Annotated in this window: 19 protein-coding genes and 1 pseudogene; 9 read left to right on the top strand and 11 right to left on the bottom strand. The window is 73.5% G+C overall.

Going from position 1 to position 24,926, the window contains the following annotated elements:
• The first annotated feature begins 27 nt into the window (after window positions 1–27).
• Window positions 28–387 (top strand): nuclear transport factor 2 family protein, encoded by a 360-nt coding sequence (locus BMY61_RS15525; protein WP_042442666.1) that lies wholly within the window; start codon window positions 28–30, stop codon window positions 385–387.
• A 16-nt stretch (window positions 388–403) separates the two neighbouring features.
• On the opposite strand, the gene BMY61_RS15520 is transcribed toward BMY61_RS15525, so the two are convergent.
• Window positions 404–1,648 carry a low temperature requirement protein A gene (locus BMY61_RS15520; protein ID WP_042442664.1) on the bottom strand — a complete coding sequence of 415 codons (1,245 nt, stop codon included), beginning with the start codon at window positions 1,646–1,648 and terminating at the stop codon, window positions 404–406.
• Window positions 1,649–1,823: 175 nt separating this feature from the next.
• Window positions 1,824–2,786, bottom strand: a complete 963-nt coding sequence (locus tag BMY61_RS15515) for an Lrp/AsnC family transcriptional regulator (protein ID WP_042442956.1) — start codon at window positions 2,784–2,786, stop codon at window positions 1,824–1,826.
• 128 nt (window positions 2,787–2,914) lie between these two features.
• Here BMY61_RS15515 and BMY61_RS15510 point away from each other — a divergent pair, with 128 nt between their 5' ends.
• Window positions 2,915–4,534 carry an amidohydrolase gene (locus BMY61_RS15510; protein WP_042442662.1) on the top strand — a complete coding sequence of 540 codons (1,620 nt, stop codon included), beginning with the start codon at window positions 2,915–2,917 and terminating at the stop codon, window positions 4,532–4,534.
• Window positions 4,535–4,586: 52 nt separating this feature from the next.
• Here BMY61_RS15510 and BMY61_RS15505 read toward each other — a convergent pair whose 3' ends face one another.
• Window positions 4,587–5,018, bottom strand: a complete 432-nt coding sequence (locus BMY61_RS15505) for a nitroreductase family deazaflavin-dependent oxidoreductase (protein WP_042442661.1) — start codon at window positions 5,016–5,018, stop codon at window positions 4,587–4,589.
• Window positions 5,019–5,177: 159 nt separating this feature from the next.
• Here BMY61_RS15505 and BMY61_RS15500 point away from each other — a divergent pair, with 159 nt between their 5' ends.
• Together BMY61_RS15500 and BMY61_RS15495 are read left to right on the top strand one after the other, a co-directional pair.
• On the top strand, window positions 5,178–7,010 hold the full coding sequence (locus tag BMY61_RS15500) for a glycoside hydrolase family 15 protein (RefSeq protein WP_042442659.1): 1,833 nt from the start codon (window positions 5,178–5,180) through the stop codon (window positions 7,008–7,010).
• 273 nt (window positions 7,011–7,283) lie between these two features.
• Entirely contained in the window at window positions 7,284–7,982 is a 699-nt protein-coding gene (locus tag BMY61_RS15495; RefSeq protein WP_143094360.1) for a hypothetical protein, read from the top strand.
• A gap of 32 nt (window positions 7,983–8,014) precedes the next feature.
• Here BMY61_RS15495 and BMY61_RS15490 read toward each other — a convergent pair whose 3' ends face one another.
• Window positions 8,015–8,572: a PadR family transcriptional regulator gene (locus tag BMY61_RS15490; protein ID WP_042442655.1), complete on the bottom strand. Its 558-nt coding sequence runs from the start codon at window positions 8,570–8,572 to the stop codon at window positions 8,015–8,017.
• A 96-nt stretch (window positions 8,573–8,668) separates the two neighbouring features.
• Between BMY61_RS15490 and BMY61_RS15485 the strand changes: the two genes are divergently transcribed.
• Together BMY61_RS15485 and BMY61_RS15480 are read left to right on the top strand one after the other, a co-directional pair.
• On the top strand, window positions 8,669–9,262 hold the full coding sequence (locus BMY61_RS15485; RefSeq protein ID WP_042442654.1) for a hypothetical protein: 594 nt from the start codon (window positions 8,669–8,671) through the stop codon (window positions 9,260–9,262).
• Window positions 9,263–9,264: 2 nt separating this feature from the next.
• Window positions 9,265–10,596, top strand: a complete 1,332-nt coding sequence (locus BMY61_RS15480; RefSeq protein ID WP_174514466.1) for a carotenoid oxygenase family protein — start codon at window positions 9,265–9,267, stop codon at window positions 10,594–10,596.
• Window positions 10,597–10,639: 43 nt separating this feature from the next.
• Here BMY61_RS15480 and BMY61_RS15475 read toward each other — a convergent pair whose 3' ends face one another.
• From BMY61_RS15475 to BMY61_RS15465, 3 genes are all read right to left on the bottom strand, one after another.
• Window positions 10,640–11,332, bottom strand: a complete 693-nt coding sequence (locus tag BMY61_RS15475) for an alpha/beta fold hydrolase (RefSeq protein ID WP_042442952.1) — start codon at window positions 11,330–11,332, stop codon at window positions 10,640–10,642.
• 103 nt (window positions 11,333–11,435) lie between these two features.
• Window positions 11,436–14,369 carry a helix-turn-helix transcriptional regulator gene (locus tag BMY61_RS48380; protein WP_143094359.1) on the bottom strand — a complete coding sequence of 978 codons (2,934 nt, stop codon included), beginning with the start codon at window positions 14,367–14,369 and terminating at the stop codon, window positions 11,436–11,438.
• 63 nt (window positions 14,370–14,432) lie between these two features.
• On the bottom strand, window positions 14,433–17,294 hold the full coding sequence (locus BMY61_RS15465) for a helix-turn-helix transcriptional regulator (RefSeq protein WP_042442652.1): 2,862 nt from the start codon (window positions 17,292–17,294) through the stop codon (window positions 14,433–14,435).
• Between the two features lie 192 nt (window positions 17,295–17,486).
• Here BMY61_RS15465 and BMY61_RS15460 point away from each other — a divergent pair, with 192 nt between their 5' ends.
• Window positions 17,487–18,335 (top strand): alpha/beta hydrolase, encoded by an 849-nt coding sequence (locus BMY61_RS15460; protein WP_042442650.1) that lies wholly within the window; start codon window positions 17,487–17,489, stop codon window positions 18,333–18,335.
• A gap of 16 nt (window positions 18,336–18,351) precedes the next feature.
• Here the strand turns inward: BMY61_RS15460 and BMY61_RS15455 are convergent, their stop codons facing one another.
• Genes BMY61_RS15455 through BMY61_RS15440 form a run of 4 tightly spaced genes read right to left on the bottom strand, consistent with a single transcriptional unit; the run spans window position 18,352 to window position 23,809 of the window.
• Window positions 18,352–20,616, bottom strand: a complete 2,265-nt coding sequence (locus BMY61_RS15455; RefSeq protein WP_052438308.1) for a DEAD/DEAH box helicase — start codon at window positions 20,614–20,616, stop codon at window positions 18,352–18,354.
• Window positions 20,617–20,655: 39 nt separating this feature from the next.
• Window positions 20,656–21,351: a hypothetical protein gene (locus tag BMY61_RS15450; protein ID WP_042442648.1), complete on the bottom strand. Its 696-nt coding sequence runs from the start codon at window positions 21,349–21,351 to the stop codon at window positions 20,656–20,658.
• On the bottom strand, window positions 21,348–23,528 hold the full coding sequence (locus BMY61_RS15445) for a hypothetical protein (RefSeq protein WP_042442647.1): 2,181 nt from the start codon (window positions 23,526–23,528) through the stop codon (window positions 21,348–21,350). Before BMY61_RS15445 ends, BMY61_RS15450 begins: the two co-directional genes overlap by 4 nt.
• Window positions 23,528–23,809 carry a helix-turn-helix domain-containing protein gene (locus BMY61_RS15440; protein WP_052438307.1) on the bottom strand — a complete coding sequence of 94 codons (282 nt, stop codon included), beginning with the start codon at window positions 23,807–23,809 and terminating at the stop codon, window positions 23,528–23,530. Before BMY61_RS15440 ends, BMY61_RS15445 begins: the two co-directional genes overlap by 1 nt.
• Window positions 23,810–24,256: 447 nt before the next feature.
• Between BMY61_RS15440 and BMY61_RS15435 the strand changes: the two genes are divergently transcribed.
• Window positions 24,257–24,577, top strand: a complete 321-nt coding sequence (locus tag BMY61_RS15435) for a hypothetical protein (RefSeq protein WP_143094358.1) — start codon at window positions 24,257–24,259, stop codon at window positions 24,575–24,577.
• Between the two features lie 108 nt (window positions 24,578–24,685).
• A pseudogene (locus BMY61_RS46210) lies at window positions 24,686–24,926 on the top strand (DUF4331 family protein); the annotation flags it as partial.

Genomic DNA, 24,926 nt, shown 5'->3' with positions numbered 1-24,926 from the left:
CCCGAACTCCCGGAAGGAGCACCACCCATGACCGCCACGGTCGCCGACCTGATGCGCCGCAACCTGCTCGGCGTCTTCAACGAGCCGGACGCCGAACGCCGCGCCCGGACCATCGCCGAGACGTACGCCGAGGGCGTCGTCTGGCACGAGCCCGACCGGGTCGTGCGCGGCCGCGACTCGCTCGCGCGGCGGGCCGAAGAGCTGCGCGCGAAGAGCCCGGACTGGGTCTTCGAGCCGGACGGCTCGGTCTCCGTCACGGACGACCTCGGCCACCTCGGCTTCCGCTACGGTCCCGCCGGGCAGCCGCCCGTCGTCTCCGGCATGGACATCGCCCACTGCCACGACGGCGTCATCGTCGAGCTGTACACACTCGTCCGCGCCAACTGAACGCCGCGCGCCTGCGTCACTCGGTGACGGCCTGGTCCTCCGTGGACGGTTCCGCGTGGCGCAGACGGTGGGCGACGGCGACGCTCCACGGGACGCCCAGGAGCAGCACCAGGATCACGCCGAGCACCAGCGGGGCCGGGCGCACCGCGCCGAGGGCGAGGCAGGCGAGGGCCGTCGCGGCGCAGGTCCGCGCCAGCGGGCGGTACAGGGCGCGCTTGCTGCGCCACACCGCGAGGCTGCCGGCCACCAGCATGGTGCTCGCCAGGACCAGCGCGGCGCCGCCGCACAGCACCCACGCGGTCGCGGCGCCGGTGCGGGCCGCGTGGGCGTGCTCGACCAGGTCGACCATGGCGGCGCCCATCGCGGCGACCGCCGCGGTCAGCGGCAGGTGGGCCAGCATCCACTGGACAGTGGCGGCGGGCGACGGCCGCGGCTCGCGGTGCCCACCGAAGTCGAAGTACGTCCACCAGGCGCCGAAGCCCGCCACGACCGCGACCAGGCCGACCGCCGTCGTGAGCGCGTCGACCGGCTCCGCCGCGAGCCCGGTGACGACCCCGGTCACGGTCTCCCCCAGCACGATGATGATGAGCAGCCCGAAGCGCTCGATGAGCGCGTCGGTGACGCTGAGGGTCACGGCCCGCACCGGTGTGGCGCACAGGATCACGGCGGCGAAGCCGGCCAGGTAGGCGAGGTCCAGCGCGCCCCACGTCCACACCCTCGCCCCGGGCGGCAGCAGGGAGCTGACCACCAGGACGACGGCGCAGACGGCGGTGCCGGTGACGTAGAGGCGGCTGGAGCGCCGGTACTCGGGCTCGTCCCCGCGCGAGGCCAGCCCCCACAGCAGCGCCAGCACCGCGAACAGCACCCCCGCCGCCACGGCGAAGGCCGCTCCCCTGGCGCCTCCGGCCTGCGGAATGAACGCCCCGAGCGGCACCAGGACCAGGATCTGCAGCAGGAAGGTGATCCGGGCCCGGGCGTCCTCGTGGCCGTGCAGCTCGTGGTGGAGACTGCCGTTGACCCAGGCGATCCACACCAGCCCGAACACCGCGCCGTACTCGCCGATGCCACGCCAGGTCAACTGCCCCGCGAGGTGGTGCGCCGCCTGGGCGACCAGCACGACCACGACGAGGTCGTAGAACAGCTCCAGCGGACCCACGACCCGCTCGCGCGGCTGCTCCCCGTGCGGCCGGGGCGGCTGCCACAGCTGACGTCGCAGACGCCGCAGCAGCGACTGGTCGGCGGAGGCGCCGGGGTCGGACATGCGGCTGAGGTCCCCTCGGTATCTGCAGCGTGGCCCGGCCTCGGGGCGTGCAGGGGCGGTGCTGGCTCCAGTCCACCATCGGTCGTCGCTCCGCGAAGGACCACGCGCCGTCCGAGTGGACGAAATTCGTCGAGTTGACCCGTCGCCGGCCAAGGCGAACCCGGGCGGCCCGTCCTCAGTGGCGGATCAGGCCCGTGCGTTTCACGGTGGCGAGCAGCGGGGTGACGTCGATGGCGGTGACCGCCTCCGACGGGCCGACGGAGTCGGTGAGGAAGGCGTAGAGGGCGTCGAGGTTCGCGGCGGCGACAGCGACGACGAGATTGGCCGGGCCGGTGGTCGCCGCGCAGAACCGGACGTGCGGGTGGGAGCTCAGGGCCTGGGCGGTCTCCTGGAGCGCGCCCGGACGGACGGCGATCCACAGCAGCGCCTCGGTCTGCGCGCCGAGCAGGGCGAGGTCGATCTCGGTGGCGGGACGGAACGCCTGCCCCGCCATCAGGGACTCGACGCGTCGGCGGGCGGTGAGCGCCGTGGTGCCGGCCCGCCGGGCCAGGTCCGTGTACGTGGCCCGACCGTCCTCGGTGAGGGCGGTGATGAGCGCAGTGTCGATGTCGAGCAGCGGCGGCGGTGGCGTGGTCCGCGGTGTCATGTCGGGGGCCAGTTCGGCCAGTTCCTCGGGCGAGAGGAGTCCGGCGGTCCAGCGGAAGGCCGTCGGGAAGACGCGCAGCAGGGTGTGGGAGGTCCAGGAGCCCACGGCGTCGGTGGCGGGCAGGTCGCGCAGCAGCAGGTTGTTCCGCGCCTCGGTGCCCTCCAGGAAGAAGACCACGGAGATCTCGTCACCGCCGCCGAGGATGTCCACCCAGACGGTGTCGCCGCGCCGGGCCAGTGCCTGGGCGACCTGACGGATCCGGCTGGGTCGGCAGCGGACGCGCAGGACCAGAGGAACCAGCTGCGGGAAGCGCGCCGGGTTGCGGACGACGGTCGCGCGCAGGGTGCCGTCGGCGTAGAGCAGGGCGACTCGGCGCACGACGGTGCGCTCGGACAACCCCAGGCAGCGGGCCAGCTCACGCCAGGAGGCGCGCGGCGAGGCGACGAGCGCGGCCGCGATCCGTCGATCCGTCTCGTCCAGCACCTGTCTCATGATCTGCATCCTAGGCGCGTGCCGTGGCGTGCTTCCTGCGCCGGCATCCTCGGCCTGGCGGTGATTCTCCACTCCGCGTCTACAACGGTGACGTCATCAAGGACACGTTCGGGACGAGGGAGAAGACGATGACCGATGACGGAGCCGGCCTGCTGATCCGCGCGGCGGCGGTGCACACCCTGGTGCCCGGTCAGGCCCCGCAGCGGGCCGTGGCCGTGCGCGGCGGTCGCATCGCCGCCGTGTCCGCCGACCCCAGGGGCCTGGACCACCTGGTGAGTGCGGGAACCCAGGTGCACGACCTGCCCGGCGCCACCGTGCTGCCCGCCTTCGACGACACCCACACCCATCTGATCTTCGCGGCGCTCGGCGCGCAGGACGTCCCGGTCCACCTGGCCCGCACCATCCCGGAGTTCCTCGAGCTGATCCGGCAGCGCGCCGCCGTCACCCCGGCCGGCGAGTGGATCCGCACCACCACCAACTGGCAGGAACTCAACCTGGCCGAGCGCCGGATGCCCACCGCCGCCGAGCTCGACCAGGCCACCGACCGGCACCCGGTCCTGGTCAAGCGCGGCGGTCACAACGACGTCGTCAACAGCTACGCGCTGCGCCTGGCCGGCATCACCGAGGCGACCCCGGTGCCGCCGGGCGGCACCATCGGCCGCGGGAGCGACGGCAGGCTCAACGGGCGGCTGATCGACAACGCCCTGCACCTGGTGGAGCACCTCGTCCCGGCCGCGGATCGGACCCAGCGCATCGAGGGGCTGCGCCTGGCCAGCCGCGACTACGCGGCCACGGGCATCGGCACCGTCCGGGACTGCGCGGTCACCCCCGAGGACTACGCGGTGCTGCTGGCCGCCCGCGCGGCGGGGGCACTGCACACGCGCGTGCGGGCGCTGGTCTCCGCCCTGGGCTTCACCCGCGCGGCCCAGGTGGAGGACCTGCTCGACGTGATGGAGGAGTGGCGTGACGGCTCCGATCCGTGGCTGTCGGTGTGGGGCGTGAAGTTCGGCCTCGACGGCGGCCTGGAGGCCGGGGCCACCGAGGAGCCGTACGCCTGCGACCACTCCTACTCCGGCATGCTGATCTGGGAGCCTGCCGCGCTGGTGGAGGCCGTCGAGGCGGTGGTGCGGCGCGGCTGGCGCGTGGGCACGCACGCCTACGGCGACCGCGCGGTCCGCACCCTGCTGGACGTCTACGAGCGTGTTCTGGAGCGCAACCCCGGACTGCCGGCCGGAACCCTGGTCATGGAGCACGGCGGTCTGGCCGGTCCCGAGCAGCGCGCCCGCGCCGTCGCGCTCGGCATCCCGGTCACCATCCAGCAGCCGCTGCTGCACGACACCGCCGAGGTCGAGGAGGGGTTCTGGGGCCCCGAACGGGTGGCCCGCCTCTTCCCCGCCCGGGGCTGGATCGACCTGGGAGCCCAGGTCAGCGCCGGCTCCGACTTCCCCGTCGGCCAGTTCGGCGCCATGCGCTCGGTCTGGGGCATGACCACGCGGCAGACCGTCATCGGCGTCAAGGGCCCCGAGCACGCCATCACCTACGACGAGGCCCTGACCCTGCACACCACGAACGCCGCCCGTCTGCTCGGTGAGCAGCACCTGCGCGGCATGCTCACCCCCGGCCGTCTCGCCGACCTCACCGTGTGGGACCGTGACCCGGCGCGGTGCGCCGCCGACGGCATGCGGGACCTCCGACCCACCCACACCTTCGTGGGAGGCCGCCTGGTCGCGGGTGAGGGCGCGCGCTGACGGAGCGAGCCGTGGTCCCGCCCGGCCGGCCGGGCGGGAGCACGGCTTCGGGCTACGCCCGTCGCAGCTCGAGCACCGGGATGGTGCGGATGCCGGCCGTCTGCTCGGCGTAGCCGGCAAAGCCCGGGTAGCGCCGCGCCTGTTCGGCGTAGACGCGGTCGCGTTCGGCGCCGGTCAGTTCGGAGACCGTCACCTGGTACGTCTCGGTTCCGATCTCGACGGTGGCGGCGCCCGCGGCGGCGGTCAGGTTGCGGTACCAGTCCGGGTGGGTGGGCGCTCCGGACTTGGAGGCGAAGACGTAGACGGCGTCCGGGTCGGTCTCGTGCGCCAGGTACATCATCGGGGTGACGTACTCACGGCCGCTCGTGCGCCCGCGGTGGTGCAGCAGGACCAGCGGGGCACCCTCGAACGGCCCGCCGACCTTGCCCCCGTTCGCGCGGAACTCCGCGATGGTCTTCGCGTTCCAGTCCTGCGTCTCGCTCATCTGCCCCACTCCTGTCCGGATGGTCTGCCACGGCCAGCATGGCCGCCCGGGAGGCCGGTCGGCATCACCGGATCCAGGTGAATCCAGCTGATTCGCCCGGGCGGTCCCACCCGGCCACCGGTTCTACGATGGATGACGAGGTCTTCTTGAGGAGGCCGTATGGCCATCGGGAGCGTGTCCGGCTGGGTCGACGACCCGCGCTACCTGCCGATCTCCGAGCACGGACTGATCGGTGATCTCCGTACCGCGGCGCTGGTCGGTACCGACGGCACGATCGACTGGTACTGCTGTCCACGGTTCGACGCGCCGAGCGTGTTCGGGGCCGTCCTCGACGCCGACCGGGGCGGATCCTTCCAGTTGGCCGCCGACGTGCCGGCGCGCACCCGGCAGTTCTACTTCCCCGACACCAACGTGCTGATCACCCGCTTCTACGCCGCGGACGGGGTGGCGGAGATCCAGGACTTCATGCCGGTCGTCGACGAGTCGCGCGAGGCCTCCCGGCACCGGTTGATCCGGCGCGTGGTCTGCGTGCGCGGCACGCTGCCCTTCGCCGCGCGGGTCGCTCCGCGCTTCAACTACGGGGCCGACCGCCACACCGTGCGCGTACGGGGACACGAGGCCGTCTTCGAGTCCCCGTCGCTCTCCCTCGCGCTGACCTCCACCGCGCCGCTGGAGGGCGACGGCGTGGACGTGGTGTCGCACTTCAAACTGCTCGAGGGCGAGTCCGTGGTGTTCGCCCTGGACCGGATCAGTGACGAGGTCCGCCCCCGTGCCTGTCCGGCGGCCGAGGCGGAGGCGGAGTTCGAGGCGACGGTCCGGTTCTGGTGCCGCTGGCTGTCGCAGTCGCGCTACCGCGGCCGGTGGCGGGAGATGGTGCACCGCTCCGCCCTGGCGCTGAAGTTGCTCACCTACGCGCCGACCGGCGCGATCGTGGCCGCACCGACGACCAGCCTGCCCGAGCAGGTCGGCGGCGAGCGCAACTGGGACTACCGCTACGTCTGGGTGCGCGACGCCGCCTTCTGCGTCTACGCGATGCTGCGCCTGGGCTTCACCGCGGAGGCCGAGGCCTTCATGGGTTTCCTGTCCGAGCGGGGCATCCTGCGAGGCGGCGGACCCACCGGTCCGCTGCAGATCATGTACGGCATCGACGGACGCAGCGACCTGCCCGAGTCCGAACTGCCGCACCTGGAGGGTCATCTGGGTTCCGCGCCGGTCCGCGTGGGCAACGCCGCCACCGAGCAGCTCCAACTCGACATCTACGGAGCGCTGATCGACTCGGTCTACCTCTACGACAAGTGGGGTCAGCCGATCAGCAGCGACCACTGGGACGAGGTCGGCGCCGTCGTGGGCTGGCTCTGCGACCACTGGGACCAGCCCGACGAGGGCGTCTGGGAGACCCGGGGCGGCCGGAAGAACTACGTCTACTCGCGGCTGATGTGCTGGGTGGCGCTGGAGCGGGCCATCCGGATGGCCAACCGGCGCGGCCTGCCCGCCGATCTCCCCCGCTGGCGGCAGAGCCGGGACGCGATCTACCGGCAGATCATGCAGCGGGGCTGGTCGGCCGAGCGCGGGGCGTTCGTCCAGTCCCTGGACGACGACGTGCTCGACGCCTCCGTGCTGATGATGCCGATGGCCAAGTTCATCTCCCCCACCGACCCCAAGTGGCTCTCGACACTGGACGCGCTGACCACCGATCTGGTCTCCGACTCGCTGGTCTACCGCTACGACCCGCAGGCGAGCCCGGACGGGTTGCAGGGCCCGGAGGGCACCTTCTCGATCTGCTCCTTCTGGTACGTCGAGGCGCTGACCCGGGCCGGACGGGTGGAGGAGGGCCGGCTCGCGTTCGAGAAGATGCTGACCTACGCCAACCATCTCGGCCTGTACGCCGAGGAGATCGGCCGCACCGGCGAGCAGCGCGGCAACTTCCCGCAGGCGTTCACACACCTGTCCCTGATCAGCGCCGCGTTCAACCTCGACCGCGCGCTGGGCTGAGGCCCGCGGCGGCGGGCGCCCGATCGGCAGTGCGCCGCCCGGCCGCGCACCGGGTGCCGAGGAACCGAAGGTGCCCTGATGTCCCTGACCCGAGGAGAAGCCCCGATCCGACCAACCGCCCGCACCAGGACCGGACGCGTACGGATCGCGGTCGGCCTTGTCTTGATCGCTGTGGCGTGGCCCCTCTACTGGAGGACTGTCAGCCCGTTCCTGCTCGCACTCTTCTTCGTCCTGTGGACCGGCTACGTCGTTCTCGTGGACGGTGTCGTACACGTGCGCCACGAGCAGTCGCTCCTCGACCGCGGCCCCGTCGCCTTCGCAGCCCTCTTCGTCCTGTCGACAGGGTTCTGGTGGCTCTACGAGTTCTTCAATCTCGTCACGCACAACTGGACCTACGTCGTCCCGGATCAACCGGGCTGGACCCTTTTCCGGATCGAAAAGTCCCTTTGCTTCTCAACGGTCCTGCCGGCGCTGGTGGAAACCAGGGACCTGCTCCGGACCCTGCGCCCGGCCCTTCCTCAATCAGTTGCAGACCGCAGGCCGCCCGGACCAGCCCTCGTCGGCGTCTGCGTCCTCGGCGTCCTCTGCATCGGCTCGGCCCTCGTCTGGCCGCACAACGCCTACATGCTGATGTGGTTCGTCGTGTTCCTGGTCCTCGACCCGCTGAACGCAGCGACCGGAGGCCGGAGCCTGCTGCTCCAGATTCGCCGCGGTCACTGGGGTGAGGTTGCGATCTGGTCCCTCGCAGGACTCGTCTGCGGCTTTTTCTGGGAGATGTGGAACTCCGGAACCGCAGCGCGATGGGTCTACGACACGCCGGGAGTGAACGGTGCCCCGCATCTCTTCCGAATGCCGCTGCCCGGGTTCCTCGGCTACGCCCCCTTCGCCTGGTCGGCCTTCGCGTTCTGCGAGGCCGCCTCCCGTCTTCTGGACCTGCCCCTTCTGGCCACGAGTACGTCGATCGAACAGTGAGTTCAACCGGTCGCGTCCGCGCCCGACGTGGGTCACGGCGCAGGCGGTGCCGAAGGCACGTCGGACGACTCCGCTGCGTCCAGCTGCTGCGCGGCCCAGCGGGCCCACTCGTTCTGCATCGTGCTGTAGCGCAGGCCCCACTCCAGGGCGATCCGGCCGTGGACGGCCAGCGGGCCCTGCTCGTCCGTGAGGGAGCCCTCCACGTCCCGCAGCCGGTCGTGCATCTCGGCGGCGGCCGCCGCGCGCCCGAGCAGGAACTCACGTCCCTGCTCCGTCGGCACCAGGCCGAGGAAGAAGACCCGCAGCAGCGTGTCGTTGCGGCGGTTCGTCGTCGGCGGTTCCTCCAGGAGCCAGTGCTCGAACTCCTTGCGGCCCGCCTCGGTGACGGCGTAGGCCTTGCGGCCGCGGCCGCCCTCCGCGACCACCCGCACGAGCTCGGCGTCGGTGAGCTTGCCCAGCTCGGTGTAGAGCTGGCTCTGCGTCGCAGGCCACACGTGATCGAGCGACTCGTTGAAGATGCCCAGCAGGTCGTAGCCGCTCGCCTCTCCGCGGAGTGCGAGCAGGCCCAGCGCAGCGTGTCTCAAGCTCATGGGCGACATCCTACGCCGACCTTCCAGTGTTGACAGGTCGGCGATGACCTTCTAGCTTCGACATGTCAGCACTGACATGTCGATGAAGGAGTCACCATGACCGGCTCGGTGCGGGGTTTCCTCCCCTGGATCGCCTTCGCCGCCCTCAGCGGCACCGTCGGGTGGGAGACCGGCGCGATCACCGCCGTCCTGCTCAGCCTGGTCCTGCTGCAGCGCGACCGCCGGGCCGGCCGGGGCCTCGACGAGAACGTCATCGAGCTGAGCGCCGCGGTGTTCTTCGTGGTGATCGCGGCCCTGGCCGCGGCGGCACCGCACTCGCCGCTGCGCGACGGCGTCGGCGCCCTGTCCTCGGCGTGGCTGGCCGTGACCGCCTGGGGCTCGCTGGCGATCGCCCGCCCGTTCACGATGGGTATCGCCCGTCGCTCCGTGCCCGAGCACTTCTGGGACACCCCGCAGTTCCGACGGGCCAACAACGTGATCACCGCGGTCTGGGCGGCGAGTTTCACCGTCACCGCACTGGCCGCCGGCGCCGTCGACCTGGCCACCCCGCACGCGGGCCTGGTCACGACGCTGATCCAGTTCACCGGGTTCGTCGTACCGGCCGTCTTCACCGTCCGCTACCAGCAGTCCCGCCGCCGGGCCGCCGCCCAGGCCCGACAGCAGGACGCCGTCCTCACCACGGAGCGCTGACCATGACCGCACCGCTGTACCTCACCGGCCACCTCGCGCCCGTCACCCACGAGACCGAGGGCCGCGACCTCCCCGTCGAGGGCGCCCTCCCTCCCGAGCTCAACGGCCGCTACCTCCGCAACGGGCCCAACCCCCGCCCCGGCGAGGACCCCGGCCACTGGTTCACCGGGCACGGGATGCTGCACGGCGTGCGGCTGCAGGGCGGACGCGCGCTGTGGTACCGCAACCGCTGGGTGCGCACGGCGGCCCTGGACGGAGCGCCGTTCCTCGGCCCCGAGGGGCCGGACCTGCGGGCCGTCACCGCCAACACCAACGTTGTCCGGCACTGCGGGCGGATCCTCGCCCTGGTCGAGAACGGCCTGCCCCACGAGGTCACCGACCGGCTCGACACCGTCGGGCCCTACGACTTCGCAGGCCGGCTGACCACCGCGATGACCGCCCACCCCAAGGAGGACCCGGCCACCGGCGAGCTGCACTTCTTCGGCTACGGCGCGATGCCGCCGTTCCTCACCTACCACCGCGCGGGCGCCGACGGGACGCTGCTGGAGAGCCGGGAGATCCCGGTCGGCGGCCCGACGATGATGCACGACTTCGCCATCACCGAGCGCCACGTGGTCTGGCTCGACCTCCCGGTCGTCTTCGACCCCGCCCGGCTCGGCCGCGGCATGCCCTACCGCTGGGACGACGGCTACGCCGCCCGCGTCGGCGTCATGGCGCAGGGCGGCGCGGCACCGGTCCGTTGGTTCGAGGTCGAGCCCGGCTACGTCTTCCACGTCGGCAACGCCCGCGAGGACGCGGCCGGCCGGATCGTGCTGGACGCGGTGCGCTACGGCCGCGAGGGCTTCCTGCGCTCCTGGGAACGGATTGGCGGCGCGGGCGCGGCAGGCTCCGGCCCCGGCGCCCAGGCCGGTGACCAACCCCGCCTGCACCAGTGGACGTTGGACCCGCGCACCGGTCGGGTCAACGAACAGCCCCTGGACGACCGCTCGGTGGAGTTCCCAACCCTCAACGAGACACTGGTCGGCCGGGCCAGCCGCTACCGGTACGCCGTCGCCGGGGACGGGCTCGTCAAGTACGACCTGCGCACCGGCGCGAGCAACGGCTACGACGCGGGGCCCGGACAGGCCCCCGGGGAGGCCGTCTTCGTTCCCGCCGCGGGCGCGGGAGCCGAGGACGACGGCTGGTTGCTGACCATCGTGTCCGACCGCGCGGGCCGCGGCTCCGCGTTCACCGTCCTCGACGCCTCCGACCTGACCCGCGTGGCCACGGTCCCGCTCCCGCAGCGCGTCCCGGCCGGCTTCCACGGCACCTGGCTGCCGGACGAGCCGCGCTGACCCGCCGACCGTCATCTCCCGGCCGGGACGTGCGGCCCTGCGGTCAGCTGCCGCTCGCCTGCCGGATGAGGTCGGCCACCGCGTCGGGCCGGGACACGTACACGCAGTGGCTGCCCGGCACCTCGACCGTGGTGGCCCCGGCCCGCTCGGCCATCGCGCGCTGCGCGGGCGGCGGGATCATCCGGTCGTCGGCGGCCACCAGGTACCACGACGGCTTGGTCCGCCAGGCCGGGCTGGACGCGGCTCCGGCCAGCGCCTCGACGCCCCACGGGACCTGCGAGTCGGCCATGAAAGCGGCCAGCTCCGCCGGGACGTCGGCGGCGAAGGAGGCGGCGAACTTCTCCCGGTCGAGGAAGAGGAAGCCGTCACGGGGCGGCAGGATCGGCGGGACCGGCGCCCCGGGCGGAGGGTCGGCGATCAGGGTGGCGACCGACTCGCCCTTGTCCGGGGCGAAGGCGGCGATGTAGACGACGGCGGCCACCTTGGGGTGGTTGCCGGCCTCGGTGACGACGACGCCGCCGTAGGAGTGGCCGACCAGCACGGCGGGGCCGTCGAGCTCGTCCAGCACCTGGTGGGTCGCGGCCACGTCCCCGTCGAGGGAGAGGGTGGGGTTCTGCACCACGGCCACGCGGTGGCCCTGGGCGGTGAGCCGTGCGTGCACCGCCTGCCAGCCGGAGCCGTCGACGAAGCCGCCGTGGACCAGCACGACATTCTTGACCTGCGTGTTCTCGCTCATCATCGCTCCTGGATGCGTCGGACCTTCGGTCACGAGGGCCACGCTAGGAGCCGCGCGGTGCATGCTGATTCCGTCAAATGACGTACATCGGCCTGCGGTTGCCTCAGCCGACCTGCGCGACGACGTCCCGCAGCTGGAAACGTGAGGTGACACCGAGCTTGGGGAAGGCCCGGCTCAGGTGGAAGCCGACGGTGCGGGAGGAGAGGAAGAGCCGCTCGCCGATCTCCTTGTTGGACAGTCCCTGCGCCGCCAACCGCACGATGGCGAGCTGCTGCGGTGTCAGTTCCATGGTGAGGTCGGTGCTGCGCGCCGGGGCCGTGTCGACCCCTGCCGCCCGCAGCTCGGCTGCGGTGCGGGCGGCCCACGGGATGGCGCCCAGACCCTGGAAGAGCTCGCGCGCCTCGCCCAGCGGCAGCCGCGCGTCGGCCGGCCGCTGGCGGCGCCGCAACCACTCCCCCAGGTCGGCCAGCGCCCGCGCCCGCTCGAAGGGCCACTGGTCCCCTGCGGGAGTGAACGCGGCCTCGCGCAGTTGCTCCTCCGCCGTGGCCTCGTCCGCCGCCAGCAGCCCCCGGGCCCGGCACAGGATCAGCCGCAGCCGCGGCGAGACCTCGCTCGGCAGCTCGGCGTGCACGGCGTGCACGGCGTGCAGGATCTCGCGTGCCCGCGCCGTGCCGTCGACACGAACGGCGGCGGCGGCGAGATCACCGAGGCCGAGCAGCGAGGTGTGGAAGTGCACCGGGCTGCTGTCGGGGTGGAAGAGCCGGCTGAGGTGGAACCAGGCTGCCTGGTGGTCGCCGCCGGCGAGCGCGGCCAGCGCGTGGGCCTGGCGGACCCGGGCGTCCAGGTTGCGGGTGCCGCGCAGGTCGACGTCGCGGGTGGCCTCGGCGAGGACCCGCCGGGCGCGGTCGGCGTCGCCGCGGACGGCGGCCAGGACGGCGGCCAGTATCTGGGTGCTGAGGGTCGCGATCTCCAGTCCCCCGGCGGCCGCCGCCTGCTCCGCCTCGCTGACGCCCGCCAGCGCGGCGGCCCAGCGGCCCGACTCGAACAGGGCCAGGGCGTGGGCGGAGGAGACGGTGGCGTTGGCGCCGGAGGTGGCCGACTGCCGGTACCGCTCCAGCAGGCTGCCGTAGTACTGGACGGCCAGGTCGGTCTCGTCCAGCGCCCAGGCCGCGGCACCCAGCATCGACCAGGCACCCAGCGGCAGTTCGGAACGGGCGGCGGCCTCGCGCAGGTGGCGCAGCGCTTCGCGGCGGGCGCCGAAGGGGTCGCAACCCGCCAGGATCCAGGTGGAGGCGTAGTCGGGTTCCTGCGGGGGCAGCGCCCGGTAGCGGTCCAGGACGGCGGCACGGAAGCGCGGCTCCCCGCTGATGAACGCCACCATCGTGGCGGTGCCGAGCGGCGGCACGGCCAGTGCGGGACGCGTTCGGGCATAGGCGTCGGAGGCGGCCAGCAGGTGGTCCATCGCCTCGGCGTGACGGCTGGTCAGGGCCAGGGCCCAGCCGGCGTGCAGGTCGGCGTGGGCGCGTGCCTCGGGGGTGTCGGCGAGCGCGGCCACCTCGGCGGTCAGCTCGGCGACCCAGAGCGGTTGCCCGGCGAGCATGGCGAACTCCGCTGCCGCGCCGAGTCGGCGCACCCGGTCCTCGGTGCGCGGGCTGAGTTGGGCGGCGCGCTCCATGGTGGTGGCGGCGGCCGGGTGGCCGCCGCGGCGGCGGGCACGGTCGGCCGTCGCCTCCAGCGCCGCGGCGACCGACTCGTCGGCGGTGACCGTGGCGGCGGCGCGATGCCAGGCACGGCGGTCCTCGTCCAGGTCGGGGTTGGCGGCCAGGAGCAGGTGGGCCCGTGCCCGTTGCTCGAAGGTCGCCGCGGACAGTACGGCGGAGCGGATCAGGGGGTGCCGGAATCGGAGCTGCCCCGCGCGCAGCACCAGCAGGCCCGCGCGCTCGGCGACGGACCACACGGCGTCGGCGGGCCGGACCGTCTCGGCCCGCGGACCGACGACGTCCCGGGGGTCTGCCGCGGCCGGGGTTTCCTCGCCCCTGGTTCTTGCCGCGTCGTGGGTTCGTGCCGGGTGCAGTGTCGGCGCGTCCTGGCCGCATTCCAGGACCGCCTTGTCGAACAGCTCGCCGAGCGCGGCCAGGTCCGGCGGGTCCGCGACCGCGGCGAGCAGCAGCGGCGCCCGGACGTGGCCCGGCAAGGCGTCCAGGTCCGCCGCGTAGAGGCGTTCCAGCCGTGCACCGAGCGGGAGGTCGGACCCGGCCGGGTCCTGGGCGAAGGACTTCCCGGTGCTGGTGCGGGCGAGCTCGATCAGGGCCAGGGGGTTGCCGCCCGCCAGCCGCAGCACCTGTCGTCGGACCCGTCCCTCCGGCGCGCGCGGCAGCGAGTCCAGCAGCCGGGCGGAGTGGATCTCGTCCAAGGGGTCCAGCCGGTGCACGGTGCTCTGCCTCACCCAGGCGTCGGCAAGGCCTGCCGGGCGCGAGGCGACCACGAAGCCGATCGGCTCGCCCGCCAGCCGCCGCGCGCACAGGGTCAGCAGGTCCTGCGTGGAGCGGTCCAGCCACTGGAGGTCGTCCACGACCACGAGCAGCGGCCCCTCCTGGGCCCACCGGGACAGCAGCCGGACCAGCGCGCCCGCCGGCGCCGGCACACCGCCACCCGTCGCCTGGCCTGCACCCTCCCCCGCTCCGCCGCGCAGCGCCGCGTGCAGCAGGGACGCGTCGTCCTCGTCGGCGCCGGCCGGGCCGGGCTGCCAGGGGTCCAGCAGCGCGTGCAGGCCGCTGTAGGCCAGGCCCGCCTCCGCCTGCCGACCGACGACCCAACGCACCTGTCCGCCCTGCTCCGTGGCGAGGGTGGCGGCCGCCTCCAGCACGGAGGTCTTGCCGAGGCCGGGCTCTCCGAGCACCAGCAGCGTGCGCTCCACCGCGCCGGTCTCCGGGCCGGTCGCGGCCCCGGTCGGCTCGGCGCGCAGCCGGTCGAGGAGAGCGCCGACGGCATCCAGCATGCCGTCCCTGGCGATCAGTCCCGGTCGCGCTGACGTCACTACCCCTCCCGCGTCCGATCGCTGGGCCCGCAGGCCACGATAGAACGCCGGTGGCGTGGTTGATCAGGTCTTCGGTCCGGGAATCCGGTCCAGGGCGTCGCGCAGGGCGGCCCTGGAGGAGATGCCCAGCTTGGGAAAGAGCTGGTACAGGTGGGTGGAGACGGTGCGCGGGGAGAGGAAGAGCCGCTCGCCGATCTCCTTGTTGGTCAGCCCGGCCGCCGCGAGGTGCGCGATCTCCCGTTGCTGCGGGGTCAGCGCTGTCGTCGGCACGGACGCCGGGTCGGAGCGGTGGGCGCCGGTGGCGCGCAGCTCCTGTTCGGCGCGGGCCACCCAGGGGTGCGCGCCGAGGCGGCGGAACCCGTCGGCGGCGGTGGCCAGGTGGTGCCGGGCGCGGACGGCGGCCTTGGTGCGGCGCAGGTGTTCGCCGTAGCAGAGGTGGATCCGGGCGAGCTCGAAGGGCCGACCCTCGGCCTCGGGCACGGCCAGGGCCTGCTCGTACCGGCGTTCGGCCGTCTCCCCTTCGCCGGTGAGCGCCTCGGCGGCCAGGACCCGCATCCGCAGGGCGGGCGAGACGGCCGCGACGCCCGCCTGCCGCAGGACCCGGACGTGGGCGCGGGCCTGCGTCCCGCGTCCGCTGCGGACCGCGGACTCGACCAGGTCCAGCGCCACCCACAGCGCGTGCGGCTCGAACGGTGGCAGCGTTCCCGCCGGGGCGATCAGGCAGCCCTGACGGTAGGCCTCGTCGAAGTCGCCCTGCCCGAGCGCGGCCAGGGTGCGGGCGTGGGCGGCGTAGCGCCGCACCGTCCATGCCCGTCTCGGCCCGGCCCAGCGCTCCATCTCGTCGGTCAACGCCCGCACCGAGGTGAGTTCGCCCTGGTTGGCGGCGCGGACGGCCAGCAGGAAGCGTCCGACCCAGGCCAGCATGGGGTAGCCGTGGTCCTCGCAGAGCGTCAGCCCGTCCCGGGCCACCTGGCCCAGTTCCTCCCAGTCGCCGGTGTGCAGGGCCCGGTTGCCCAGCAGGAAGAGGGCGTTGATGGCTGCCGCGGACTCGCCCTTGTGCCGGGCCTCGGCGACGCGGAGCAGCGCGTCGCGGCAGTGGTCGAGTCGGTCGACGTAGGCGGCGGCGGTGCCGGTCCGGACGATGCGGGCCGGGTCGGACTCGTGCGCGAGTTGCGCCACGGCCCGGTCCAGCGCGTCGAGTTGGCCAGGTGTGCAGCGGACCGGGTCGGCGAGGGTGCCCCGGGTGACGGTGAGCATCCCCGCGTCGCCGGCGAAGCCTTCGAGAGCGGCGTCGACCGGCTGCCACAGCTGCGGGCGGCCGCCGAAGAAGCAGACCAGCATCAGCGTGTGCAGGGCCTCCGCGAGCGTCCGGTCCTGCGGGTCGTAGGGGCGCGGGCGGGCGGCGACGGCTTCGCCGAGCAGGCGGTGCGCGGTGTCGATGTCACCGGAGCCGTTGAGCAGGTAGGCGGAGCCCGCGACCGCCGCGAGAAGGGGCCCGTCGCCGGGCGCGTCCGGGCCGTCCGGGCCGTCCGGGCCGTCCGGGCCCTCGGAGCGTCGGGCGTCGTCCAGTAGTCGCGGCACCTCCTGCAGGTCTCCGGTGAGGTGGACGCCCAGGTAGGCCGCCCGCGCGAGGCGGCGGGCGCGGTGGGCGGGTTGGGGGCTGAGGTCGGCGGCCCGCAACAGCGCGGCGATGGCGCCGGCGCCGTCCCCTCGGCGGCTCATGCTGTCCGCGGCATGCTCCAACTTCCCGGCGACCTGCTCGTCCGGGGCGACCGTGGCCTGCCCGAGGTGCCAGGCGCACTGATCGGGCCGGTCGGCGAGCGGCCGGGCGAGGGCGCGGTGGGCGCTGCGGCGCTGGTCGCTGGTGGACAGCTCGACGACGGCGAGTCGGGTCAGCGGATGCCGGAAGTGCAGGCGTCCGGCGTGGTCGTCGACCCGGATCAACTGGGCGCGCTCGGCCGGCCCGAGATGTTTGACGCTGCACCGGCCCGCCACCGCGGCTGCGAGCACGCGCAGGTCGCCGGTGCCTTCGAGGGCGGCGAGCAGCAGCAGGTAGCGGGTGGGCGCGGGAAGGGCGGTGACGCGCGCCGCGAAGGCGTCCTGCAGCCGCCTGGTCAGTGGGAGGGACACGGGTGTCGCCCGCCCGGCCGCCGCGCCGGGTGTGCCGGCGAGCGCGACGGGGAGTTCGAGCAGCGCGAGCGGGTTGCCCTGGGCCGCGGCGCGCAGTCGGCGACGGACGCGCTGCGCGAGCGCCGGGAAGCGCTCGGCCAGCAGGTGGTCGGCGGCCGCGTCGTCGAGCGGCTCCAGCACGTGGACGGCGCAGCCGGTGCGGTCGAAGTAGCTCTCCGCGTCGGTGCGTTCGGCGGCGAGCAGCCCCGCCCTGGTCCCGAGCAGGCGGCGCGCGACCTGCCCGAGGACCATCGCGCTGCTGGGGTCGATCCACGGCAGGTCGTCCAGTACCAGCAGCACAGGCCGCTCCCGCGTGAGTCGGCCCAGCAACGCGACGGCTGCCCGGGCCACCGCCTCCGCGTCGGGGGCGGGCCCGCCGCCCGCCTCAGGGACCGGGCCACTGCCCGCGCCGAGCACGACCGTGAGGACGTCGCGGTGGTCAGGGGCGAGCGCCGCGAGCTCCGCGTGCACGGGGAGGAGCAACTGCTGCAGCGCGCCGAAGCCCGTCTGCGCCTGGAACTGGGTGCCGGTGGCGCTGAGCGTCCGCACCCCGGCGCGCTCGGCCCGGTCGGTGGCGGCCGTGAGCAGCGCGGTCTTGCCCACCCCCACCTCGCCGCAGACCACCAGCGCGCTCCCCACGGTGGCGAGGCCCGCCAGGAACGCGTCGACGCGCCGCAGATCGGCCGCCCGCCCGGTCAGCCCGCCCGGCCGGGGTTGCTGCGCGGGCTCCGTGTCCGGCGTGTGCGGCGTGGTCATGCCCTCATGATCCGTCGCGCGGCCCGTCGGCCGCTTCTGTCACATGACCTGACCCGCGCGCGCAGCGGGCAGGACACGGGAACCGGCGGCTTCGCGAATCTACGTCAGATGACGGAAGGCATCGCGGACGCGCTGTTCCTAGGGTCCATGGCACGTACCACCGTTCTTCGGTCCCAGCGAGTCAGGAGCGCCATGAGCACAGAAGTGTCCCGCCGTCAGGTACTGGCCACCGGAGCGGCGTTGGCCGGGGCAGCGGCGCTGACGACCGGCCTGGCCGGCACGGCGGCCGCTGCGGCACCGAGCCGCAGCCGCGACGGACAGCCGCAGGTCAAGCCGACGATCGTGCTCGTCCACGGAGGCTACGCCGACTCGTCCTGCTGGAACGCCACCATCCGGGAACTGCAGCGCGAGGGCTACAGCACGGTCTGCGCGTCCAACCCGCTGCGGGGAATCCCGACGGACGCCCCGTACATCGCCAGCCTGCTGGACTCGATCGGCGGCCCGGTCGTGCTGGTCGCGCACTCCATGGGCGGGACGGTCATCACGAACGCCGCCGCAGGCAAGGACAACGTCAAGGCGCTGGTCTACATCGCGGCGTTCGTGCCGGACGTCGGCGAGACGCAAGGGGACCTCATCGGCAAGTTCCCCGGCAGCGAGGTCCTGCCGGTGAGTGTCCCGGTCCCGTACACCAAGGCCGACGGCACCACGGGCACCGACCTGTATCTGAGCAAGGACGGTCAGGCGGCGTTCGCCGCGGACCTCTCCGTCACCGAGTTCCAGGTGCTTCAGGCCACCCAGCGGCCGTTCGACGCGGCGTCCTTCACCTACCCGACCACGGCCGCGGCGTGGCGGACGATCCCGTCGTGGGGACTGGTCGCGGGCAGCGACAAGGCGATCCCGCCGGCGTGCGAGCGCTGGATGTACACCCGCGCGAACGCGCGCAAGATCGTCGAGGCGCCGAACTCGTCCCACGTCGCGATGCTCAGCCACCCCCGGGTCGTCGCCGATCTCATCATGGACGCGGCCGAGGCGGTCGGCTGACACCAGCGCCCGGCATTCACCGCACCGTGCGCCACGGCCCCAAGCCATCGAGCAGGGCGATCTGGTCCGGGTGGAGCTCGTCGGCCTGCTGGATCTGCTGGTGCTGCCACACGCCGGGCCGGAAGCCCGGGTCGTCGCCGAGGCCGGGGCGGTTGCGGGGGCCGGTGAGGGCGCCGCCGGCCGCGAGGTACGCGGTCAGGCGGCGCAGCCCGCGCTGCCACTTCGGGTCCCACCGCCACAGCGGGTCCAGCGTGTCGAGCAACTGCCGCTGCTCCGGGACGAGATGGCCGCCGAGCCGCTGGACGCGCAGCCACCGGCCGACGGTGTAGCCGTCGATCCGCGCGCCCGCCGGGGTGGCGAGGTCGCCGTGGAGCTGGTGCCAGGCCCTGGCGTAGGCGTAGCCGCGTTCCCAGGCGTGGGCGTGCTTGTTCCAGATCATGGCGATCCGGTCGAGCTCGCTGATCCGGGCGGCGTCCAGCCGTCCGGCCGCGTGCTGCTCGCGCTGCCGGTTCAGCCAGTCGACGAGGTCGCCCTCGCGCACGTCGAGGTGGCCGTGTTCCTGGTGGAACGCCTCCGCCTGCTCGTACCACTTCTCCCACTCGGCGGTGCGTGGGCTGAGCGTGCGGAGCTTGAGGGTGCGCAGGATCCGGTCCTGGTACGCGGTGGTCTCCACGCGCAGCCAGTCGGCGTCCCCTGCGGCGACGCCGTCCGCCTGCTCCTCGGCGTCCTGGTCCTGCTCCAGGCCCGGCTCGGCGGTGTGGGGGCGCAGTTGCTCGGCGCCGTAGCGGTTGGTGCGCAGCTCGGTGATGCGGGCGGTGACCCGTTCGTCGTGCGCGGCCAGCGCGCGCAGGACCTGCCAGACGGCCGCGAAGGCGCTGCGGTTGAGCTCGGTCTCGGTGTCGTCCTGCTCCGCGTTCTCGTCGGCAGGGCCGGGGAGGTAGACGGGGATGATGATCCTGGCGACCTTGCCGGTGACGCCGAGCGGGACGCGGAAGGCCCGGCCCGCGCCCTGGACGATGTCGACGATGGAGTTCTTGGGATCGGCGAAGATCACCGCGTCGACGGCCGGCAGGTCGATGCCCTCGGCCAGGAGCCGGCTGTTGGCGATCAGCGCGCAGCGGTGGCCGCCCCTGGCGCTCTCGGACCTGAACTGGTCGAAGGCGTGACGCCGGTCCTTGAGCCGGTCGCTGCCCGCGACGGCGGCGAGATGGAGGTGCCCCAACCGGTCACTGCGCGGCAGGAGCGCGGCGGCGTGGTGGAGGGTCCGGACGAACTCGCGCGCGCCGCGGATGCGGGAGTGGTAGGTGATGACCCGCTCCAGCGCGTAGGTGTCGATCGCGCGGCAGGTCGCGATCTGCAGGGCCAGGCGCTGGAGTTCCTCGTTGGTGCGGCGCGAACGCAGGTCGGAGATGCCGGGCTCGTTCAGCAGTTCCTGGAGGTCCTGGTCGGTGACCACCGGGACGACGACCTGGTAGTCGGCGATGAGGCCGTCGGCGATGCCCTGGGCGACGGGGTAGCGGAAGACCGTCTCGCCGAACACCTCCGGGTCGTCCATGGAGCAGACGACGTTCTCTCCGCCGGTCTCGGGCCCGGCGGAGAGGCCTTCGGCGATGCGCGGGGTGGCGGTGAAGTACAGGCGCCGCCGGGCGGGGATCCTCGTGTCGTCGTGGACGGCGGCCCAGGGCTTCGCGGACGATCCGGCGGTGCGGTGGGCCTCGTCGACGACCGCGAGGTCGAATCCCGGCATGCCGTGCAGTGCGTGGGCCTCGACGACGCGGTCGATGCTGGCGTAGGTGGCGAACACCGTGACCGGGCCCCCGGCGGCCGCCCGGACCACCTCGGCGATCCTGTGGGCCTTGGTGGTGATGACCGCGTCGACTCTCAACCCGGCCTCCTCGAGTTCCCGGTTCTCCGAGGAGGAGCAGACGATGACGACCGGTCCGCGGCGGCCTCCGTGCGCCAGCCACACACCGACGGTCTGCCAGACCAGTTCGATGGTGGGCATGGTGGCCAGCACGGCGCCGTGCGGCGCGACGCGGCGTGCGCAGGCCGCGGCGATCAGGGTCTTGCCGGAGCCGCAGCAGGACTCGACGATCGCGCGGCCGCCGTCGCGCACCGCCCGCCAGGCCGCGGTGACGGCCTGCTTCTGGTGCTCGCGCAGCGGCATCAGGAACGATCCGGCCGCCTCGACGGCACGCCGGCGCGCTGCCGCCCGGTCCCCGGCCTCGTCGACGGGCCGGGGGGCGGCAGCGGCATCGGTGTCCACGACCTGGGTCTCCACGTGCCTGATCCCTTTGTTTCTCCGGAGCGTGACGGTCGCTCAGCGACGGGGGGTCCAGCCGCGGACCTCGATGTAGAGGATCTCGGCGTCCTCGGTGGCGCGCCCGGTGTCGATCAGCCAGGTCAGGACGGCTGCGGTGACGTCGCCGCCGGCGGCCGCGACCATCGCCGACCACTCGCGGGCGTCGAAGCCGCCGGACACCTTCGACCCGTAGGAGCGCTCCTCGGTGCCGTCCGCGCGCGGGACCACACCGCGGCGCAGCCCCGGAGAGTCGTCCTTCGACCCGGACGAGAGCACGAAGTGGCGCTTGCGCATGCGCACGGTGACGGCGATCCGGCCGCCGCGTTGGGCGGTGTCGTGGATGACGGCGGCCAGGTGCCCGGCGCCGTGCGCGATGGCCTGCCGTCCGGCGCGGCCGGCCATCGACCCGCCCGGCGTCTCCAGCACGTCGCGGCCGCGGACGCGGGCCACCCGCCGGTCCCTGGTCAACCGGCGGGTCACGTTCTGCTGGGCGATGGCCCTCAGCGCCTCCGGGTCGCGCTCGCCGCCCTCGACGGCCCGCACGAGCTGGCGCAGCGCGGGCACGAACCCGGCCCCCTTGCCCTTGGTGAAGAACTGCGAGACCAGGGAGGCGTTGCGCTCGAGCATGTCGGCGATCTGGCGGCGGTTGAACCCGGCGTCGACCAGCTGCTGCGCGAGGCGCGCGGCCTCGCCCGGCTGCGGCGGCGTCGTCATCGCTCACCCCCGGCGGCGGCGAGGGCGGCGCGGCCCTTGTCACGCAGCGCCAGCAGCTCGTCCTCGCTCGCGGGCGCGGGGACGGGACCGGCGAGGTGGCCCTTGAGCAGGTAGTCGCCCGGTTCACCGTGGTAGGGCCAGTCGTGGCGGGCGGTCAGGTAGACGGCGTCGGTGCGGAACGCCACCACCTGCCCGGCCGGCACGTGCAGGGCACCGACCTGGACGTTCTCCGGGCGCATCCGCATCGACAGCAGCGCGGCGCGCGCCCCGGACCACACGCTCGCCGACCACTCGGGGTGGGCCATCGGGTCGCGCGAGAAGCCGCTGACGCGCTGCCAGGTCACCTGGCGCTCGTCGTGGGTGAGGATCTCCGCACCCTCCGGGACCAGGTGCAGTTCGTCGAGGGAGGTGGTGCCGGTGACCAGACGCGGGCGCTGCGCGAAGCCGCCGATCCCGAACAGCAGGATGCTGCGGACCGCGCGGGAGGCCAGGTACAGGGCCTGGCGCTGACAGGCGTCGGCGTGGATCTGTGCGCCCGCCGACAGCGAGGCCCAGGCCTCCTTGAGCCACTTGGACCACTTGTCGATCGGGTCGCCCTCGGCGAAGACCAGCGCGTCCAGTACCTCGATCCGCCAGGGCCCGAACGGGTTCGACAGCGCCGTGTGGACCTCCGCGCCGCCCGCCCACGTCGTGAAGGTGGCGCCCGGGGCCGACGGGTACTCCCAGTTGCGGTCGCCGCTGATCGGCGCGGGCAGCAGACCCACGTGCTCCCACCCGTCCGGCACGGTGACCCGGACCTGGAGGTGGGCCGGGGACATGAGCAGCTTCTTCTGCTCCGCTTCGGTCAGCTTCGCGAAAGCGGCCCCGGTGACGCGCCGCGGCACCCCGACCGGGCTGCGCCAGGTGTGCCGGGCGTAGGCGAAGGTGCGGTCGTACTCGACCAGGCCCGGCAGTTCGGCCGGGATCCCGGGCGGCAGGATCAGCTCGGTGCGGCCCTGCCCCGCCGTCGCGTGGAACAGCCCGCGCAGCTCCTGCGACAGCACCGGGTAGCCGCCCGCCCACTGCCCCTTGAGCGGGATGGTCCGCGCCCACAGGTCCTTGCCGGTCTGCGACGGCGAACCCATCAGGACGACGTCGGGCCACTTGACCTTCAACGCCTTCCACAGGCACACGAACGCCTCGCGGACCAGCAGCGGATCGGCCCCGGCCGGGTCGAACCACTCGCCCACCGAGCGGATCTCCACATGCTCGGCGTTCCGCTCCGCGCCCACGCGGGTGTAGCGGCCGACGGGCTGGCGCGCGTGCACGAAGTGACCGGCCATGCGGTCCCGCCCGCGCCCGGTGTCGACCGTCCAGCGCTGCGACTCGGTGTTGAGCCAGGCGGCGACGGCCTGCTTGAGCGTCGGGTAGCGCTCGGCGTCGGCGTGCCAGGGCGCGCCGGCGGTGATGTAGACGCGCTCGGTCCCCGGCGCGACCGTCAGGACGGCGTCGAGGATCTCCTCGGCGGTCCGTGCGCCGAGGTCCAGGCGGACCTCGCCGCCGCGACCGGCCATCACGCCGGTGGCGGCGTCCAGGAACACCATCTCCCTGGAGCCCTGGGTGAAGTTGGGGCGCTGCGAGAACAGGTTCTCCGTCACGGCCGTGTAAGCCTCGCCCGCCGGTCCGTCCGGGACGGACGGCAGCTCGATCCGCTCACCGGGACCTCGCACCGTGGGCGGCGTCGGCTCGTGGCCGGCGTCGACGGCGGCGGCCTCGCGCTCCTCGTTCGCCGGTGCAGGCGCCTCTTCCACCGGCTCCGCCGGCTCGGGCGTGGCGGTCGGCAGGGCGGCCGCGGTGTCCTGGGCGGCGGGGGTCACCGGCGACGTCGGCACGACGGCACCCTCCGGCGGCCCACCCGCGTCCGACGCGGGGACGGGCGCCGCCGGGCTGGTCCGGAGCCGGGCTCGGGCGTGCTCGGGCGTGGGGTCCAGACGTGGCACGAGGGCGACGACCTCGCCGATGCTCACCCCGGCGGCCTTCGCGACGGCAGCGGCGGTCGCGTCCGCGAAGGCGCCGAGCTTGCGCACCCGGTTGTCGCGGTCGCGCACGAGCTTGGCAAGCGACTTCTCCAGCTTGGCGATCTCGTCGCGCAGCGGACGCAGTTCGGCAAGGCCGGCGTTGAACGCGGTGCGGTCCATCAGGCACCACCCTCGCGTCGCGGCGCCACGCCGGGGGTCGTGGCGAAGGCCGCCTCACAGGCGGCGGTCGGCCCCGCGAGCAGGACCAGCACCGGGATCCCGTAGTGGTTCGCAAGCCGGTCGCAATCGGCCAGTGTCCAGGCCGTTCGCCCGGCCTGACGGCGGCTCACCTGCGTCTGCGTCGAACCGATGGCGGCCGCCAGGTCGGCCTGCGTCTCGCCGCGCACATGCGACAACGCCGCCACCGTCAACCGCAACGTCTCCTCGGTTCCCAGATTCACGGCCACACCTTAGTCAGCCGAAGCAGAAATCGCATACGCAACACGCCAGCCGCATACCGTCAGGGCACGCCGAGGCATCCGACCGGGGCGGCGCACCCGGCCGTGGGGTGACCGTCACGATGGATTCGGAGCCGGGGTCGTGGCGGACGGGTCGGGGCGGCGGCGCGTCACCAACTTCACCCGATCGGCAGCCGCCCAAGCCTGTGAGCTGGGCTTTCCTCCCACCGACCGGCACCGCTCCGCCATGGCTGTACGTGACAGGTTCTTGACGGAGCGTCACCAGCAACGCTTGACTGCGTGCGACCGTCGCCGCCTCGTCCCGGTACTCCTCCTCGCCTCAACGCTCGCCTGCCCCGGGATGCCGGGGCCGGATGTCCTTGTCCCGGCGGGTCGGCGCGGAACCCGGCGATCGCGGCAGCCCACTCTTGACCTCCAGGAGGACCGTGCATGCCCGAAACCCTCGATGAAAGCCGGCCTGACCTGCCCTCGGCGATGTCGCGGCGCGGCTTGATCAAGCACGCCACCGTGGCCGGTGCCGCCACCGTCGCGGCCGGCCTCGCGGTGAACACCGCTCTGGCGGGTTCCGCCGCGGCGGCCGCCAAGACCACCGACCGGCCGGAGCACACCACGCAGGAGTGGTCCGACGAACCGTTCATGGTTCGCGTGGTGGACGCCCGCACGGGCGAGCTCGACATCTTCCACGGCCACCGTCACCACCGCGTCCGCGACCACCAGCTCGTGGCCGAGCTGCTGCGCGCGACCCGCTGACCCCAGGGGCCCTCGCCCCTGCGACCCGGCCGGGGCACACCGTGAACGGTCCCCGGCCGGCCCGACGCCTCCACCCCCTGTCAGACTCCCCACCCGCTTGTGAGGTTCGCCTTGTCCTCCCACCGTGAAGCCCCCGAGATCTCCAAGGACCCGGTCGCCGACAGCACCGACCTGTACGCGTTCGTCAGCCCCGACAAGCGCGACACCGTCACCCTGATCGCGAACTACATCCCGCTGCAGAACCCGGCGGGCGGCCCGAACTTCTACGAGTTCGGCGACGACGTCCTGTACGAGATCCACATCGACAACACCGGCGACGGTCGTGCGGACGTCAGCTACCAGTTCCGCT

The sequence above is a fragment of the Streptacidiphilus jiangxiensis genome, assembly GCF_900109465.1.
Taxonomy (GTDB): Bacteria; Actinomycetota; Actinomycetes; order Streptomycetales; family Streptomycetaceae; genus Streptacidiphilus; species Streptacidiphilus jiangxiensis.
This window is presented reverse-complemented; position numbering and strand designations above follow the sequence as displayed.

Coding starts and splice junctions, on each gene's coding strand:
- BMY61_RS15525 (WP_042442666.1), top strand. CDS start 28: ATGACCGCCACGGTCGCCGACCTGATGCGCCGCAACCTGCTCGGCGTC.
- BMY61_RS15520 (WP_042442664.1), bottom strand. CDS start 1,648: ATGTCCGACCCCGGCGCCTCCGCCGACCAGTCGCTGCTGCGGCGTCTG.
- BMY61_RS15515 (WP_042442956.1), bottom strand. CDS start 2,786: ATGAGACAGGTGCTGGACGAGACGGATCGACGGATCGCGGCCGCGCTC.
- BMY61_RS15510 (WP_042442662.1), top strand. CDS start 2,915: ATGACCGATGACGGAGCCGGCCTGCTGATCCGCGCGGCGGCGGTGCAC.
- BMY61_RS15505 (WP_042442661.1), bottom strand. CDS start 5,018: ATGAGCGAGACGCAGGACTGGAACGCGAAGACCATCGCGGAGTTCCGC.
- BMY61_RS15500 (WP_042442659.1), top strand. CDS start 5,178: ATGGCCATCGGGAGCGTGTCCGGCTGGGTCGACGACCCGCGCTACCTG.
- BMY61_RS15490 (WP_042442655.1), bottom strand. CDS start 8,572: ATGAGCTTGAGACACGCTGCGCTGGGCCTGCTCGCACTCCGCGGAGAG.
- BMY61_RS15485 (WP_042442654.1), top strand. CDS start 8,669: ATGACCGGCTCGGTGCGGGGTTTCCTCCCCTGGATCGCCTTCGCCGCC.
- BMY61_RS15480 (WP_174514466.1), top strand. CDS start 9,265: ATGACCGCACCGCTGTACCTCACCGGCCACCTCGCGCCCGTCACCCAC.
- BMY61_RS15475 (WP_042442952.1), bottom strand. CDS start 11,332: ATGAGCGAGAACACGCAGGTCAAGAATGTCGTGCTGGTCCACGGCGGC.
- BMY61_RS15465 (WP_042442652.1), bottom strand. CDS start 17,294: ATGACCACGCCGCACACGCCGGACACGGAGCCCGCGCAGCAACCCCGG.
- BMY61_RS15460 (WP_042442650.1), top strand. CDS start 17,487: ATGAGCACAGAAGTGTCCCGCCGTCAGGTACTGGCCACCGGAGCGGCG.
- BMY61_RS15450 (WP_042442648.1), bottom strand. CDS start 21,351: ATGACGACGCCGCCGCAGCCGGGCGAGGCCGCGCGCCTCGCGCAGCAG.
- BMY61_RS15445 (WP_042442647.1), bottom strand. CDS start 23,528: ATGGACCGCACCGCGTTCAACGCCGGCCTTGCCGAACTGCGTCCGCTG.
- BMY61_RS15435 (WP_143094358.1), top strand. CDS start 24,257: ATGCCCGAAACCCTCGATGAAAGCCGGCCTGACCTGCCCTCGGCGATG.